The sequence below is a fragment of the Streptomyces sp. NPDC048600 genome (genome assembly GCF_055587025.1).
In genome coordinates this window covers 45,597-60,472 of sequence record NZ_JBVJGZ010000033.1, presented here as the reverse complement: position 1 = coordinate 60,472, position 14,876 = coordinate 45,597, and the positions used below count along the sequence as shown (strand labels likewise).

General features: G+C 71.6%; 14 protein-coding genes and 1 tRNA gene. 8 read left to right on the top strand and 7 right to left on the bottom strand.

What is annotated here, in order from left to right:
- Positions 1-64: 64 nt before the first annotated feature.
- The 4 genes from ACZ6SQ_RS33015 to ACZ6SQ_RS33000 form a co-directional block, all read right to left on the bottom strand.
- Positions 65-733, bottom strand: a complete 669-nt coding sequence (locus ACZ6SQ_RS33015) for an SH3 domain-containing protein (RefSeq protein ID WP_469568619.1) — start codon at positions 731-733, stop codon at positions 65-67.
- Between the two features lie 71 nt (positions 734-804).
- On the bottom strand, positions 805-2,058 hold the full coding sequence (locus ACZ6SQ_RS33010) for an ATP-binding protein (RefSeq protein WP_469568617.1): 1,254 nt from the start codon (positions 2,056-2,058) through the stop codon (positions 805-807).
- Positions 2,055-2,852, bottom strand: coding sequence for a hypothetical protein (locus tag ACZ6SQ_RS33005; RefSeq protein ID WP_469568615.1), 798 nt, complete (start codon positions 2,850-2,852; stop codon positions 2,055-2,057). The genes ACZ6SQ_RS33010 and ACZ6SQ_RS33005 overlap by 4 nt, the downstream gene beginning before the upstream one ends.
- A 327-nt stretch (positions 2,853-3,179) precedes the next feature.
- Positions 3,180-3,686 carry a protein-tyrosine phosphatase family protein gene (locus ACZ6SQ_RS33000; RefSeq protein WP_469568612.1) on the bottom strand — a complete coding sequence of 169 codons (507 nt, stop codon included), beginning with the start codon at positions 3,684-3,686 and terminating at the stop codon, positions 3,180-3,182.
- 105 nt (positions 3,687-3,791) lie between these two features.
- Here ACZ6SQ_RS33000 and ACZ6SQ_RS32995 point away from each other — a divergent pair, with 105 nt between their 5' ends.
- The gene (locus tag ACZ6SQ_RS32995; protein WP_469568610.1) at positions 3,792-4,598 is read left to right on the top strand and encodes a nuclease-related domain-containing protein; all 807 of its coding nucleotides are present in this window, start codon (positions 3,792-3,794) and stop codon (positions 4,596-4,598) included.
- A gap of 4 nt (positions 4,599-4,602) precedes the next feature.
- On the opposite strand, the gene ligD is transcribed toward ACZ6SQ_RS32995, so the two are convergent.
- Complete coding sequence (gene ligD / locus ACZ6SQ_RS32990; protein WP_469568608.1) at positions 4,603-5,499, bottom strand: non-homologous end-joining DNA ligase; 897 nt, start codon at positions 5,497-5,499, stop codon at positions 4,603-4,605.
- A 59-nt stretch (positions 5,500-5,558) separates the two neighbouring features.
- Between ligD and ku the strand changes: the two genes are divergently transcribed.
- Entirely contained in the window at positions 5,559-6,605 is a 1,047-nt protein-coding gene (ku, locus tag ACZ6SQ_RS32985) for a non-homologous end joining protein Ku (RefSeq protein WP_469568606.1), read from the top strand.
- Between the two features lie 186 nt (positions 6,606-6,791).
- On the opposite strand, the gene ACZ6SQ_RS32980 is transcribed toward ku, so the two are convergent.
- Together ACZ6SQ_RS32980 and ACZ6SQ_RS32975 are read right to left on the bottom strand one after the other, a co-directional pair.
- Entirely contained in the window at positions 6,792-7,067 is a 276-nt protein-coding gene (locus ACZ6SQ_RS32980; RefSeq protein WP_469568604.1) for a hypothetical protein, read from the bottom strand.
- Positions 7,068-7,469: 402 nt separating this feature from the next.
- Positions 7,470-7,541 (bottom strand) — tRNA-Arg (locus ACZ6SQ_RS32975).
- 66 nt (positions 7,542-7,607) lie between these two features.
- Here ACZ6SQ_RS32975 and ACZ6SQ_RS32970 point away from each other — a divergent pair.
- The 6 genes from ACZ6SQ_RS32970 (at position 7,608) to thrB (ending at position 14,514) form a co-directional block, all read left to right on the top strand.
- The gene (locus ACZ6SQ_RS32970; RefSeq protein ID WP_469568664.1) at positions 7,608-8,192 is read left to right on the top strand and encodes a response regulator; all 585 of its coding nucleotides are present in this window, start codon (positions 7,608-7,610) and stop codon (positions 8,190-8,192) included.
- A gap of 121 nt (positions 8,193-8,313) precedes the next feature.
- Positions 8,314-9,351, top strand: coding sequence for an ArgS-related anticodon-binding protein NrtL (nrtL, locus tag ACZ6SQ_RS32965; protein WP_469568601.1), 1,038 nt, complete (start codon positions 8,314-8,316; stop codon positions 9,349-9,351).
- Between the two features lie 15 nt (positions 9,352-9,366).
- Positions 9,367-10,758: a diaminopimelate decarboxylase gene (gene lysA, locus ACZ6SQ_RS32960; RefSeq protein ID WP_469568598.1), complete on the top strand. Its 1,392-nt coding sequence runs from the start codon at positions 9,367-9,369 to the stop codon at positions 10,756-10,758.
- Positions 10,759-10,919: 161 nt separating this feature from the next.
- Positions 10,920-12,218 (top strand): homoserine dehydrogenase, encoded by a 1,299-nt coding sequence (locus ACZ6SQ_RS32955; protein ID WP_469568662.1) that lies wholly within the window; start codon positions 10,920-10,922, stop codon positions 12,216-12,218.
- Between the two features lie 6 nt (positions 12,219-12,224).
- Positions 12,225-13,283, top strand: a complete 1,059-nt coding sequence (thrC, locus tag ACZ6SQ_RS32950; RefSeq protein WP_469568596.1) for a threonine synthase — start codon at positions 12,225-12,227, stop codon at positions 13,281-13,283.
- Positions 13,284-13,584: 301 nt separating this feature from the next.
- Positions 13,585-14,514 carry a homoserine kinase gene (thrB, locus tag ACZ6SQ_RS32945; protein WP_386381029.1) on the top strand — a complete coding sequence of 310 codons (930 nt, stop codon included), beginning with the start codon at positions 13,585-13,587 and terminating at the stop codon, positions 14,512-14,514.
- The last annotated feature ends 362 nt before the right edge of the window (positions 14,515-14,876 follow it).

Here is a 14,876-nt window from a genome sequence, read left to right as displayed (position 1 = left end):
GAGGACTCCTTGTGAGCCTTGTGACCCTTGTGGGTCCTATGGTGGCCGGGGTGCCCGTGGCCGGTCAGCACCAGCGTGGCGCGGGCCCGATGTTGTCGATGTACCGCGCCGAGCCCCAGGCCCAGGTGCCGTCGGTGAGGAGGTACCAGAGCGAGTTGCCGTCGACGGTCTCGCCCGTGGTCTTGCAGTAGATCGACACGATCTGGCCCTTGCGGGCCGTTCGGATGATCTGGCCGCCACGGTTCGGCGCGCTGCGCAGGTACAGCAGGCTCGCGGTCACCACGCCCTTGTAGAGCGGTGTGCTGGTGCTCTGGGTCGTCTGGCCGCTCTGGGGCTGGTTGGTCTGGCCGCCCTGGTTCCAGTTGCCGTTGCCGTTGCCGCCCTGGTTCCAGGTGCCGCTCTGGCTGGAATTGCCGTTCGAGTTGGCGTTCCCGTTCTGGTTCCAGTTGCCACCCTGGCTGGCGTTGCCGTTCTGATGGGCATTGCTGTTCTGGTTGGCGTTGCCGCTCTGATTGGCGTTGCCGTTCGGGTTGGCGTTGCCGCTCTGATGGGCGTTGCCGTTCGGATTGGCGTTGCCGCCCTGGTTCCAGTTGCCGTTCTGGCTGGCGTTGCCGCTCTGGCTGGAGTTGCCGTTCCCGCCCGGGTCGTCCTTCGCGACGGCGGGGGTGGCGGCGGCCGTGGCGGCGAGGGCGGCTGCGGTCAGGGATATGACGAGGCGGGAGCGCAGGGACATGCGGACCTCCATGAAGCAGGCGAAAACTGACTAATCGCCACGTTAGGAGCAACGCCCGGGACCCGCGCGCATTAGTGAGCCAGGTGGGCAACCGCCTCGTCGCGCAGCCGCAGTGTGGCGACGGCCCCGCCGCCGGCCGCGTTCGCGAACCCCAGCCGCGCCCCCAGCACCTCCGCCTGCCCCAGCGCGATGGTCAGCCCGAGGCCGTGCCCCCGGGAGCCGCCCTCGGTCCGGAACCGCTGCGGCCCGTGCGCCACGAGGTACTCCGGATACCCGTCCCCGTGGTCCCGCACGGTCACGACAGGCCCGTCCACGGTCAGTTCGACGGGGCCCCGCCCGTGCCGGTGCGCGTTGGCCACGAGATTGCCGAGCACCCGCTCCAGCCGCCGCCGGTCCGTCTCCACGGCCACGTCCCGGACGATCCGCACCTCGGTCGCGCCGCCCGCGCCGCGCACCACCCGCCCGGCCAGCGCGCCCAGTTCCACGGTCTCCAGGTCCAGCCGCTCCCGCCCGGTGTCAAGCCGGGAGATCTCCAACAGGTCCTCGGTGAGGGTGCGCAGCGCCGCCACCCGGTCGCGCACCAGCTCCGTCGGCCGGCCCGGCGGCAGCAGCTCCGCCGCCGCGTGCAGCCCGGTCAGCGGAGTGCGCAGCTCGTGCGCCACGTCCGCGGTGAAACGCTGCTCGGCCAGCAGCTTGCCCTGGAGCGAGGCCGCCATGGAGTCCAGCGCGGCGGCCACCGCGGCCACCTCGTCCTGCGGACGCCTCGGGTCCTGGGAACGCCGGTCGTGCACCCGAGCGTCCAGGTCACCGGCGCTGATCCGGCGGGCCACCCGCGCCGTGGCGTGCAGCCGCCGTGTCACCCGCTGCACCGCGAGCGCGCCGACCAGCAGCGTCGCGCCGATGGCCAGCGCGGAGGACCACAGGATCGCCCGGTCCAGGCCGTCGATGGTGCGGGCCTGCTGCGAGTAGTCGACCTGGACGGCCAGCGCCCGCCCGCCGTCGGCCGGGCCCGCCGCCCACATCGTGGGCCGGCCGAGGTGGTCGGCGACCATCGTGCCGCGCTCGCCGCCCGCCGCGAGCGCCCGCAGCCGCCCGGGCAGCCCCGCGGGGTCGACACCGGCCCCGGGCATCGGCGTGTCCCCGGTCTCGTACGCCTCCGTCGCCTGCTCCAGCCGGTCCAGTGCCTGCTCGCGGGCCTGGCCGACGGTCTGGTCGGTCACCGACACATGCACCAGGACGCCGAGCAGCGCGGCCAGGGCGCAGCACATCACCGTGATGAACACGGCCGTCTTCACGGCGAGCGTGCCGGGTGGGGTGAGCCTCATCGGGTGGCCGCCGGGTCGGGGGAGCTGGGGGAGCCGGGTGAACTGGGGGAGGGCGACGGGGGCGCGGCCGAGCGCGACCGCGAGGGCGAGGGCGTCGGGGACGGGGAGGGGGACTGGGAGCCCTCACCGATGCGCAGCATCTCGTCCTGGGTCAGCAGCATCGCCTTCTGGTCCGGGTCCCAGGTCCACTGCAACCGGTACTCGTACCCGGCGACCTCCGACGGCGATCGGACGATCACCGAGTGCCCGGCCAGCTCGACCCGGCTCAGCGCGTCCTCGTAGTGCATGACCTGCACCAGCCGGTGCCGTTCCACCGTGTAGACGCGTACGGCGGTCAGCGTCCCCGGCAGCTGCCGGAAGCCGAGGGTCAGCTCGTCGCGGCCGTCGCCGGTGAGGTCCCGGTAGTACGGCCGCAGGACCGGGCAGCGGCCGCGGCCCGCGCCGTCCGCGCACTCGGCCATCCGTCGCGCGGTCTCGCGGTACTTCGCCTTCTCCCCGTCGTACTCCGCGGGGCTGCCGGCGATCTCCGCCCGGACGATCGCCAGGGGGTCGACGTCGTGGATGCCGTCCGCGACCCGTATTCCCTTGATCACCTTCGTCTCCGCCTCGTCGAAGTCGAACGCGGGCGACGAAGCGGGCGCCAGCTCGGGCCAGAGCCGGGCAGGGCCGGTCGCGGTCGGTGTCGCTCCCGCCGCGCGCAGCCCGTCCGCGTCACCGCAGCCGCTGAGCAGCGCGAGCACGGCGACGGCCGGGGCGGCGAGTAGAGCCCGCGAGGGGCGGCGAAGGGGCGGCACGGGACTCCTGCTGATCGGGACGGCGGTCGGCCCCGTACACCTTATTAACGGGAAAGGGCAGGTCCCGCACTCGATGCGCCGGCGAAGTCGTCAGGGCCGAGCGGATGCGCCCCCGAGCCGGCCCCGCACCCACCCGTTCGGGCGAGGGGCGGAGGGGCACCTCTGCCCGACGGCGGCGAACGCCCGGGCGGGGCGGAAACGGCCTCTCCACCCGCCGCCCGGGCGAGGCGGAAGCAGCCTTTCCACCCACCACCCGGACGGGGCGGAAGCGGCCTCTCCACCCGCCCCCCCCGGGCGGGGCGGAAGCGGACCCTCCGCCCCGCCCGCCTACTCCGCCAGCTCCTCCAGCAGCCGGGCCGTCGGCAGACCGGCCCGCAGATAGTCCTCGAAGAGCTCGTTGTGCAGGGCCCACGGCGAGCGGCGGGCCCTGATGAGACGGATCGCGTCCTCGGCCCTCTCACCCCGGCGGATCAGCGCGTGGGCGACGACCAGACCCGAGCGGTTGTAGCCGTGGAAACAGCGCACCAGCACACGGCGGCCGGCGTCCAGCGCCTCGCACGCGGCCTCGGCCAGCCGGATCACCCCCGCGAGCTGGGTGCCGTCCAGCGGCCCGTCCGGGATCGGCCAGACATGGTGCTCGACCCCGCTGTCGGGCCCGTGGCCCGGCAGCCGCAGCAGGGTCTGCACGAGATCGAACTCGTCGCGCACCACCGCGTTCTCCAGCCGCCCCGCGCGCCCCCGGAACTGGTGTCCGCCCATCCACAGGCCGGGCACCACCTCGTTCCAGGGATGCTGCGGAGCGGGTACGTCGGGTTGCTTCCTACGGGTACGCAACGGCGCCTCCCCAACCCCGGGACCTGCCCAACTGCTGTCAAATGTAATCGGGTTCTTGCCCCTGGAGCACCCTCCCTGTTCCCATGGTCGAAGGGGTGATGATGCATGACCTCACTGCGCGTCGTACCGACCTGGCGGCTCGGCCGTGAGCGGCTCTACGTCTGCCTCAGGGACGGCAGGACCCTCGCCTGGTACGACCGGGAGGCCGGCCGGGTGAACCTCCTCGGCGAGGACCGCCGCGAGGACGTCCTCAAGGCCCTCGGCCCCTTCGTCACCGGCCCCGTCACCGTCGGGCCGCCCCCGCCGCCGACCCCCGCCGAACTGGCCCGGCTCGCCCTGCACCCGGACGACGACCTGGCTCCCAACCGCCCCGGCGAGGCCCTCCTGGTCTCCCTCGAACGGGACCCCGGCCCGGCGCACCGGCTGCGCGGCGACCCACGGCGCCGGGCGCTGCTGGCCGAGCAGGCGGTGGGGGCGGCCCTGGACGGACTGGATCGGGCCGGCTGGTACGCCCTGCACTCGCTCCAGCTGCCCGGCGGGGCCCGTATCCACCATCTGGCGATCGGGCCGGGCGGCCTGTTCGCCGTCCACGCCCTGTACGCGCGCAAGCTGCGGGTGCTGATCACCGACCCTGAGGTGACGGTCGGCCGGACCGAGGCGGGGCCGCTGCTGCGCCGCGTCCGTACCGCCGCCGACCGGGCCTCGCACGCCCTGACCGCCGAGGTACGCCCTCTCCTCGCCCTGGCCGGCCCCACCGCCCGGTTCACCGTCGCCGTACCGTCCCGCGAGGTCCGGGTCCTCGAGGACGCCGACCTGGGCGGCCTGGCCCGGCTCGGCGGCGCGCTCAAACCTGCCGACGTGGAGGCGCTGCACGCGATGGCCCGTGACCGGCACACATGGGATGGGGTCTAGAACCCTAGGTCCTCTTGGGCTGGGGCAGCTCGCCCGCGCGGTCCGGGTCGAGCAGCGGTGCCAGCAGGTCGCCGTGGTCCCGCAGCCGGGCCCCGACGTCCGCCGCGCCGAACACGAGCTGCTCGGGCGCCTCGCACTCCTCGATCTCGGCCCAGGTCACCGGCGCGGACGAGAGCGGCCGAGGCCGGGCCCGCAGGGTGTAGGGCGCGGCGGTGGTCTTGCGCGCGGCGTTCTGGCTCCAGTCGACGAACACCTTCCCCGGCCGCAGGCTGCGCGTCATCCGGTGCAGCACCAGCCGGGGCATCGCCCGCTCGGCCTCCATCGCGAGTGTCTTGGCGTAGTCGGACACCGGCGCGGAGCCGGCCCCTCGTACGCCCGCCAGCACATGCAGTCCCTTGGAGCCGGAGGTCTTGGCGTACGCCTCGAAGCCGTCGTCGGCGAGGCGCTCGCGCAGCCACAGGGCGACCTCGCAGCAGTCCACGATCGTGGCGGGCGCACCGGGGTCGAGGTCGAAGACGATCCGGTCGGCCTCGTCGGGCGAGCCGACCAGCCACTGGTGGGTGTGGAACTCGGTGACCAGGTTGGCCGCCCACATCAGCGAGGGCAGGTCCTGCACGACGACCATCCGGGCCGGGCCCTCCGAGCGGGGAACCTCGGCGGTGGTGACCCAGGCGGGCGTACCCGGGGGCACGTTCTTGGTGAAGAACACCTCTCCCTCGGGCCCGTCCGGGTAGCGCAGGAAGGAGACCGCCCGGTCCCGCAGATGGGGAAGGAGCGCCTCGGCGGTCGTGGCGTAGTAGTGCAGCACCTCGCCCTTGGTGAACCCGGTCGCCGGATAGAGCACCTTCTCCAGGTTGCTGAGCGCGAGCCGCCGCCCCTCCACCTCCGTGATCGGCGTCATACGATGAGAATCACACGAAATCGGGTGATATCGCCTCGTCGCCTCGAAAGGTGCTGCACGTGCGATCGATATGGAACGGCGCCATCTCCTTCGGCCTGGTCAGCATCCCCATCAAGCTGGTGAACGCGACCGAGAGCCACTCGATCTCCTTCCGCCAGATCCACACCGAGGACGGCGGCCGCATCCGCTACCGCAAGTTCTGCGAGCTGGAGGAGCGCGAGGTCACCAGTTCGGAGATCAGCAAGGGCTACGAGGACGCGGACGGCTCGATCATCCCGATCACCGACGAGGACCTGTCCCACCTGCCCATCCCGACGGCCCGCACGATCGAGATCGTCGCCTTCGTGCCGGCCGACCGGATCGACCCCCTCCAGATGGACGCGGCCTACTACCTGGCGGCGGGCGGGGCTCCCGCGGCGAAGCCGTACACCCTGCTGCGCGAGGCACTCAAGCGCAGCAACAAGGTCGCCATCGCCAAGTACGCCCTGCGCGGCCGTGAGCGCCTGGGAATGCTGCGGGTCGTGGACGACGCCATCGCCATGCACGGCCTGCTCTGGCCCGACGAGGTCCGCGCCCCCGAGGGCGTGGCCCCGGACTCCTCGGTCACGGTCCGCGACAAGGAACTCGACCTCGCGGACGCCCTCATGGACACCCTCGGCGAGGTCGACCTCGACGACCTCCACGACGAGTACCGCGAGGCCCTGGAGGAGGTCATCACCGCCAAGGTCTCCGGCGAGGCACCCCCGGAGGCCCCCGAGCCGGCCGAGTCCGGCAAGGTCCTGGACCTGATGGCGGCCCTGGAGAGCAGCGTCCGCGCGGCCAAGGAGTCCCGCGGCGAACAGCCCTCCGACGCCGAGGTCACCCACCTCCCCAAACGGCGCACAACCGCCCGCACCCAGCCCAAGGAACCGACCGGCAAGAAGTCGACCACGACGAAGAAGAAGACGGCCGCCTCGCCAAGAAAATCGACCTCGAAGACGACCCAGGCAGCAAAGAAGGCAGCGACGAAAAGCACGTCGGCAGCGAAGAAGAGCACGACCGCGAAATCCGGCGGCACAAAGAAGACAGCAGCAAAGAGATCGACCCCCCGCAAACGAACGGCGTGACCGATGAATCCCTGAGACTGGCTTTCCGCTGGCCGCCGGCCCCTGCCCAGATATCTGGGCAGGGGCCGGTTCAATCGGCTCGCGCTATACGACTTTCAGCACCGATCGGTGGGCGCCGAATGTTCTGGTTGTTCTCGTGCGGCGTTATCGGCATACGCCGGGACGCGCGCCCCCTTGCCGTTGGGACTACACGTCGTTCACGCGTCGACAGTCCTTCACGGTACAGATGGCGGGCTGGCCGGCCATCATGTTGTAGAAGGGATTCCAGTCCGCACCGATGCGGGCCAGCATTTTCCCGAACTCGTTGTCCATGAGATAGGAGTTGCTGATTCGCAGATGCTTGGTCAGCTCTCCGCATTTCGGGCAGTAAGCCGTGGTCATCTTTCCGATGTCGGCGTTTACCAGCCTCTTGAGTATGGATTCCGGCACCTTGGCGCCGAGCGCAACACTCGGATCCGCCATTCCGACCCCCGATCTCTCAGGGGGAACAGTATCTGTATAGCCGTCAGTCGGGCAAGAAGGTCACACGGGAAAGTAACAGGAGTTCGATCTTGTGACTACAGGGGTGAGAGCTCCTGGTGGATCCAGCGCGATAAAACGAGGCCAAAGCAATGACAGGCATTGAGCGCGAATACGAGCTGGGAGCAATTGCTTCACATCAAGCCCCAAGGCCCACCGGTGGCCAGAAGTGCGTCAGCTGGTGCTGTCGATCTTCCCAGCCACCGGCGCGGCCCGACCCCCTGACGGCTGTCGCGACCACTGAGAGACAACGAGAGAGGGCGGGAGTCAGTGAGACTGACTCCCGCCCTCTTCTCTCGGCATCCACCCTGGTCACCAAGGAACATTTCGAGGTGATCGGGCGAGTGCCCCCGGCAGGATTCGAACCTGCGCACACGGCTCCGGAGGCCGTTGCTCTATCCCCTGAGCTACGGGGGCGTGTCGGTTGCTGAGCGTGTTGCTCGCGGCGACGGGTAGAACACTACCAGCTCTCTCGGGGTGGTCATCAACGGGTTTGCGGGTGGGTCCGGGTGTCCCCCGCGAGGGGTGGAAGTCGGGAAAAGCCGGACGCGATGGCCGGTCTGGACCTACTCTCGGGTTGTGCCAGGCGCGTCGGGCCGGGTGCTTGTTGTGGACGACAACAAGGTCATCCGGCAGTTGATCAGGGTCAATCTCGAGCTGGAGGGCATCGAGGTCGTGACCGCGGCCGATGGTGCCGAGTGTCTGGATGTCGTCCATCAGGTCCGCCCCGACGTCGTGACGCTCGATGTCGTCATGCCCCGGCTGGACGGCCTGCGGACCGCCGCACGGCTGCGCGCCGACCCGCGGACCCGGCATCTTCCCCTCGCCATCGTCAGCGCCTGCACGCAGTACGAGCTGGACACCGGCCTCGACGTCGGCGTCGACGCGTTCCTCGCCAAGCCCTTCGAGCCGAACGAACTCGTCCGGCTCGTGCGGCAGTTGATCGAGCGCAAGACCGATCGTGAGCGGCGGGCCGCCGACCGGGAGCTCGACACGCTCGACGACCTCGGTGAGGCGGACGGGGCGGCCGCCGCGTACGGCAGCGCCCTCGGCAGCTGCGAGGGCTGACTCCGCCGCCGTGTCGCCCTGAGCGTCGGCCTCCCCGGCGTGTCCACCCTCACGTCCACATCCCGGACCATCGCTCAAACCGGCTCGCATACCCACCCCCCTCCTCCCATACGCTTGTCCCGTGACCCCCGTCGAGCTCTCGCACACCGTCCTGCACGCGGTTCGCCGTGCCGTGGACACGGGTGAGCTCAGCGTCGCCCTGCCCGAGCGGGTGGTCGTCGGGCCGCCGGGGGCCGGCGGGTGCGGGGACTACGCCACCAACGTGGCGATGCAGCTCGCCCGGTCGGCGGGGCGGCCGCCGCGGCAGGTGGCCCAGGTGCTGCTGCCCCATCTCCGCGAGGCGGAAGGCGTCACCGACGTCGTCATCACCGGGCCCGGCTTCCTGAACATCAGTCTGGACGGGCGGACCGGCGCCGAGCTGGTCCGGAAGATCCTCCGCGAGGGCCTCCGGTACGGGCACTCCGACGCCCTCGCCGGTCAGGTCGTGGCGCTGCTCGTGCCGTACGAGGCGCGCGCCGAGGTCGTCGCCGACGCCGTGGCGCGGATCGTCGCCTCCCAGGGCGGCCGCACCGAGATCAGCCACGGAGACGACCCCGGCCCCCGTGACACCCCCGCCGGCCGCGACAGCGACCCCGGCCCCCGTGACACCCCCGCCACCCCCCTCCGCCCCGTCCCCGCCCCCCAGGACCCCTCCGTGCTCGGCCCCGACGCCGGCCGCTGGGCGCTGCTGCACCCCGCCCCGCACGACCGGCCCCGGATCGGTGCCGAGCTGCTGGCGCAGCGGGAGAGCAACCCGCTGTTCCGTGTCCGGTACGCGCACGCCCGCACCAGGGCGCTCGGCCGCAACGCCGCGGACCTCGGGTTCCGCGCCGAGCCCGGGCCCGTGGCCGGCGCGGACTCCGGCCGGCTCGAGGCGCTGCTCGCCGACCACCCCCGCATCCTGGCCGTGTCCGCCGCCCACCGCGCCCCGGACCGGCTCGCCCGGCATCTCGTCACCGTCGCCGACGCCGTCCTCGTCCTGCTGCCCGGCGTGCTGCCCCTCGGTGAGGAGAAACCCTCGGCCGCCCACCGCGCCCGGCTCGCCCTCGCCGAAGCCGCCGGGACGGTGCTGGCCGGTGGCCTGTCCCTGCTCGGCATCGACGCACCCGACCACCTCTGAAAGAGACAGCCAACGATGAGCCGTTCCGCCCACCCCGCCGGGCCCCGTCACGCCGACGTCCTCCCCGAGGGCCACTACAGCGCCCCGCCGACCGACCTCAACGCCCTCGACACCAAGGTGTGGGCCGAGACCGTCGGCCGGACCGAGGACGGCGTGGTCACCGTCGGCGGCATCGACGTGAAGGCGCTCGCCGAGGAGTTCGGCACCCCGGCCTACATCCTCGACGAGACCGACTTCCGGGCCCGTGCGCGTGCCTGGCGCACCGCCTTCGGGCCGGACGCCGACGTCTTCTACGCGGGCAAGGCGTTCCTGTCGCGGGCGGTCGTGCGCTGGCTGCACGAGGAGGGGCTCAACCTGGACGTGTGCTCCGGCGGCGAGCTGGCCACCGCGCTGTCGGCCGGGATGCCCGCCGACCGCATCGCCTTCCACGGCAACAACAAGTCGCCCGCCGAGATCCGCCGCGCCGTCGAGGCCGGGGTCGGGCGGATCGTGCTCGACTCCTTCCAGGAGATCGTGCGGGTCGCGCACATCGCGCAGGAGCTGGGCAAGCGGCAGCGGGTGCAGATCCGGATCACCGTCGGCGTCGAGGCCCACACGCACGAGTTCATCGCCACCGCGCACGAGGACCAGAAGTTCGGCATCCCGCTCGCCGGGGGCCAGGCCGCCGAGGCGGTGCGCCGGGCGCTCAAGCTCGACGGGCTGGACGTCATCGGCATCCACTCGCACATCGGGTCGCAGATCTTCGACCTGTCGGGCTTCGAGGTCGCCGCGCACCGCGTGGTCGGACTGCTGAAGGCGATCCGCGACGAGCACGGCGTCGAGCTGCCCGAGATCGACCTCGGCGGCGGCCTCGGCATCGCCTACACCAGCGACGACGACCCGCGCGAGCCGCACGAGATCGCCAAGACGCTGACCGACATCGCCACCCGTGAGTGCGAGGCCGCCCGGCTCGCGACCCCCCGCATCTCCGTGGAGCCGGGGCGCGCCATCGTCGGGCCCACCGCCTTCACGCTGTACGAGGTCGGCACGGTCAAGCCGCTCGACGGGCTGCGCACCTATGTCTCCGTCGACGGCGGCATGTCCGACAACATCCGCACGGCGCTGTACGACGCGGAGTACAGCGTGTCCCTCGTCTCCCGCACCTCCGACGCCGGGCCCATGCTCTCCCGGGTCGTCGGCAAGCACTGCGAGAGCGGCGACATCGTCGTGCGCGACGCGTTCCTGCCGGCCGACCTGGCACCCGGTGACCTGATCGCCGTACCGGCGACGGGCGCGTACTGCCGGTCGATGGCCAGCAACTACAACCACCTGCTCAAGCCGCCGGTCGTCGCGGTCCGGGACGGCGAGGCACGGGTCATCGTGCGGCGCGAGACCGAGGAGGACCTGCTCCGGCTCGACGTGGGGTGACGGCGCCCGCGGGGGCCACGAGGACGGAGGTGGAAGATCTCCTGTCTTCCACCCTCCGGCAGATGAAATAGATGTCTCACGATCCGGACCAGGGGCAGAAAGTCCGGTCCGGTGAGTGAGACTGGACCAACCTGAACGGTATGAGGAAACGAGGTCGGATGATGCGTACGCGTCCGCTGAAGGTGGCGCTGCTGGGCTGTGGAGTGGTCGGCTCAGAGGTGGCGCGCATCATGACGACGCACGCGGCCGACCTCGCCGCCCGCATCGGCGCCCCGGTGGAGCTGGCCGGCGTGGCGGTGCGGCGGCCCGACCGGGTGCGCGAGGGCATCGCGCGCGAGCTGATCACCACCGACGCCACCGCGCTGGTCAAACGCGGCGACATCGACGTGATCGTCGAGGTCATCGGCGGCATCGAGCCCGCCCGCACCCTGATCACCACCGCCTTCGAGCACGGCGCCTCCGTCGTCTCCGCGAACAAGGCCCTGCTCGCCCAGGACGGCGCCGCCCTGCACGCCGCTGCCGAGGAGCACGGCAAGGACCTCTACTACGAGGCCGCCGTCGCCGGGGCCATCCCGCTGATCCGGCCGCTGCGCGAGTCCCTCGCCGGCGACAAGGTCAACCGGGTGCTGGGCATCGTCAACGGCACCACCAACTTCATCCTCGACAAGATGGACTCCACCGGCGCCGGCTACCAGGAAGCCCTCGACGAGGCCACCGCCCTCGGCTACGCGGAGGCCGACCCGACCGCCGACGTGGAGGGCTTCGACGCCGCCGCCAAGGCCGCGATCCTCGCCGGCATCGCCTTCCACACACGCGTGCGGCTCGACGACGTCTACCGCGAGGGCATGACCGAGGTCACCGCCGCCGACTTCGCCTCCGCCAGAGCGATGGGCTGCACCATCAAGCTGCTCGCCATCTGCGAGCGGGCCGCGGACGGCCGGTCCGTCACCGCGCGCGTGCACCCCGCGATGATTCCGCTGACCCACCCGCTCGCCTCCGTGCGCGGCGCGTACAACGCCGTGTTCGTCGAGTCCGACGCCTCCGGGCAGCTCATGTTCTACGGCCCCGGCGCGGGCGGCTCGCCCACCGCCTCCGCCGTGCTCGGCGACCTCGTCGCCGTCTGCCGCAACCGGCTCAGCGGGGCAACGGGGCCCGGCGAGTCGGCGTACGCCGCCCTGACCGTGTCGCCCATGGGCGAGGTCGTCACGCGCTACCACATCAGCCTGGACGTCGCCGACAAGCCCGGCGTCCTCGCGCAGGTCGCGACCGTGTTCGCCGAGCACGGCGTGTCCATCGACACGGTGCGCCAGCAGGGACGGCAAGACGGCGTCGGCGAGGCCTCCCTCGTCGTCGTCACCCACCGCGCTTCCGACGCCGCCCTCACCGGGACCGTCGCGGCGCTGCGCAAGCTCGACACCGTGCGCGGTGTCGCCAGCATCATGCGGGTTGAAGGAGAGTAACCAGCAATGACCCACCAGTGGCGCGGCATCATCGAGGAGTACCGGGACAGGCTGCCGGTGTCCGACACCACGCCGGTCGTGACGCTCCGCGAGGGCGGCACGCCCCTCGTCCCGGCGCAGGTCCTCTCCGAGCGCACGGGCTGCGAGGTCCACCTCAAGGTGGAGGGCGCCAACCCGACCGGTTCCTTCAAGGACCGAGGCATGACCATGGCCATCTCCAAGGCCAAGGAGGAGGGCGCGAAGGCGGTCATCTGCGCGTCCACCGGCAACACCTCGGCCAGTGCCGCCGCCTACGGTGTGCGCGCCGGCATGGTCTCGGCCGTGCTCGTCCCGCAGGGCAAGATCGCGCTCGGCAAGATGGGCCAGGCCCTCGTGCACGGCGCGAAGATCCTCCAGGTCGACGGCAACTTCGACGACTGCCTCACCCTCGCCCGCGACCTCAGCGAGAACTACCCCGTGGCGCTGGTGAATTCCGTCAACCCGGTGCGTATCGAGGGGCAGAAGACCGCCGCCTTCGAGATCGTCGACATGCTCGGCGACGCGCCCGACATCCACGTCCTGCCGGTCGGCAACGCGGGCAACATCACCGCGTACTGGAAGGGGTACACGGAGTACGCCCGTGACGGCGTCGCCGCCCGGACCCCGCGCATGTGGGGCTTCCAGGCCTCCGGCAGTGCCCCCATCGTGCGCGGCGAGGTGGTCAAGGACCCCTCGACGATCGCCACCGCCATCCGTATCGGCAACCCGGCCTCGTGGGACTACGCGCTGGCCGCGCGGGACGAGTCGGGCGGCCTCATCGACGAGGTGACGGACCGTGAGATCCTGCGCGCCTACCGGCTGTTGGCCGCGCAGGAGGGCGTCTTCGTCGAGCCCGCCTCCGCCGCCTCCGTCGCCGGTCTGCTGAAGGCGGCCGAGCAGGGCCTGGTCGACCCGGGACAGCGCATCGTCTGCACGGTCACCGGCAACGGCCTGAAGGACCCCGACTGGGCCGTCGCCGGCGCCCCGCAGCCGGTCACCGTCCCCGTCGACGCGACCACCGCGGCCGAGCGCCTCGGTCTGGCCTGATCCACCGGCCTGGCCGGACACCTCGTCCGGCCGGGTCACCGGACGACGTAGGGGTATTCCCCGTGACGGGTGCACGGGGGGCTTGCGACACGCATCGTGCGCCTCCTGTGCGCCCTATGTCGCCACAGAACCTTCCTTCGATAGGCTGTAGCGAACCCGCCTGCCGCATATGCCCGTGCGTTGCGTGCGGCACCGCGTCTCGGCCGCGGCCCGTGGGGTTCCGTCGGTACCTCATCGAATGTCTTCGACCGTCACACAGCTCAAGTCGACAGTCACGCAGCTCAAGGAGAGTCATCGCGAGATGGCCGGTCCCGCCTTCCGCGCCGCCCCCGTCCGGGTGCGCGTCCCCGCCACCAGCGCCAACCTCGGCCCGGGTTTCGACTCCCTCGGCCTCTCGCTGGGGCTCTACGACGACGTCGTCGTCCGGGTGGCCGACTCCGGGCTGCACATCGACATCGCGGGCGAGGGCAGCGAGACGCTCCCGCGGGACGAGAAGCACCTCCTCGTACGGTCCATGCGCACGGCGTTCGACGTACTCGGCGGACAGCCGCGCGGCCTCGAGATCGTCTGCGCCAACCGCATCCCGCACGGCCGTGGCCTCGGCTCCTCCTCCGCCGCCATCTGCGCGGGCATCGTCGCCGCCCGCGCCGTGACCATAGGCGGCGAGTCCAGGCTCGACGACGCCGCCCTGCTGGAGCTCGCCACCGAGATCGAGGGCCACCCCGACAACGTGGCACCGTGTCTGATCGGCGGTTTCACCATCGCCTGGATGGAGGCCGGCGCCGCCCGTGCCATCAGGCTGGAGCCCGCCGATTCCATCGTTCCGGTGGTTTTCGTGCCCGGTAAGCCCGTGCTGACCGAGACCGCCCGCGGCCTGCTGCCGCGCACCGTCCCGCACGTCGACGCCGCCGTCAACGCCGGCCGTGCGGCCCTGCTCGTCGAGGCCCTCACCCGGCGCCCCGAGCTGCTGCTGCCGGCCACCGAGGACCGCCTCCACCAGGAGTACCGCGCGCCCGCCATGCCGGAGAGCGCCGCGTTGGTGGAGCGGCTGCGTGCCGACGGCGTGCCCGCCGTCATCTCCGGCGCCGGACCCACCGTGATGGCCCTCGCCGACGCGGAGACGGCCGACAAGGTCGAGGCCCTGGCCGGTCCCGAATGGGCCGCGAACCGCCTGGGCCTGGACCTTCAGGGCGCCGGCGTGCTGCCGCTCGCCTCGGCCGGAGGGGAGTAGGGCACGCGATTGCCGGATTTGGAGAGGGGGAATGTTTGTTGGATCCGGTAGTGTTAATCTCAAGTCTGCACCCGACCCCACCATGGCGAGGTGCCTCGTGTCCCCGTCAGGGACAGACATTCTTCCGGGAGCCCCCCAAGCCGCACTGTGTTCCGTACGTCATACGCGGGCAGTACGCCGTATGCGGACACTGAGCGGTCCGACGGTGGGCGTACCCCCTCTGGGGGAGCTCCGGAATCGGTGCAACCACGCCACGTGACACTGGATGCCACGGCTCGGGGGAGCGCCATCACCAGATATCACGTCCGCCCTTCCGGCGGATTACCGCCCCGGCACGGTCCACACAGCAAGGACCGCAGCCG

Bases quoted from the DNA above. Each gene is read 5' to 3' on its own strand.
- ACZ6SQ_RS33015 (WP_469568619.1), bottom strand. From the start codon at position 733: ATGTCCCTGCGCTCCCGCCTCGTCATATCCCTGACCGCAGCCGCCCTC.
- ACZ6SQ_RS33010 (WP_469568617.1), bottom strand. From the start codon at position 2,058: ATGAGGCTCACCCCACCCGGCACGCTCGCCGTGAAGACGGCCGTGTTC.
- ACZ6SQ_RS32995 (WP_469568610.1), top strand. From the start codon at position 3,792: ATGACCTCACTGCGCGTCGTACCGACCTGGCGGCTCGGCCGTGAGCGG.
- ligD (WP_469568608.1), bottom strand. From the start codon at position 5,499: ATGACGCCGATCACGGAGGTGGAGGGGCGGCGGCTCGCGCTCAGCAAC.
- ACZ6SQ_RS32980 (WP_469568604.1), bottom strand. From the start codon at position 7,067: ATGGCGGATCCGAGTGTTGCGCTCGGCGCCAAGGTGCCGGAATCCATA.
- lysA (WP_469568598.1), top strand. From the start codon at position 9,367: ATGAGCCGTTCCGCCCACCCCGCCGGGCCCCGTCACGCCGACGTCCTC.
- ACZ6SQ_RS32955 (WP_469568662.1), top strand. From the start codon at position 10,920: ATGCGTACGCGTCCGCTGAAGGTGGCGCTGCTGGGCTGTGGAGTGGTC.
- thrC (WP_469568596.1), top strand. From the start codon at position 12,225: ATGACCCACCAGTGGCGCGGCATCATCGAGGAGTACCGGGACAGGCTG.
- thrB (WP_386381029.1), top strand. From the start codon at position 13,585: ATGGCCGGTCCCGCCTTCCGCGCCGCCCCCGTCCGGGTGCGCGTCCCC.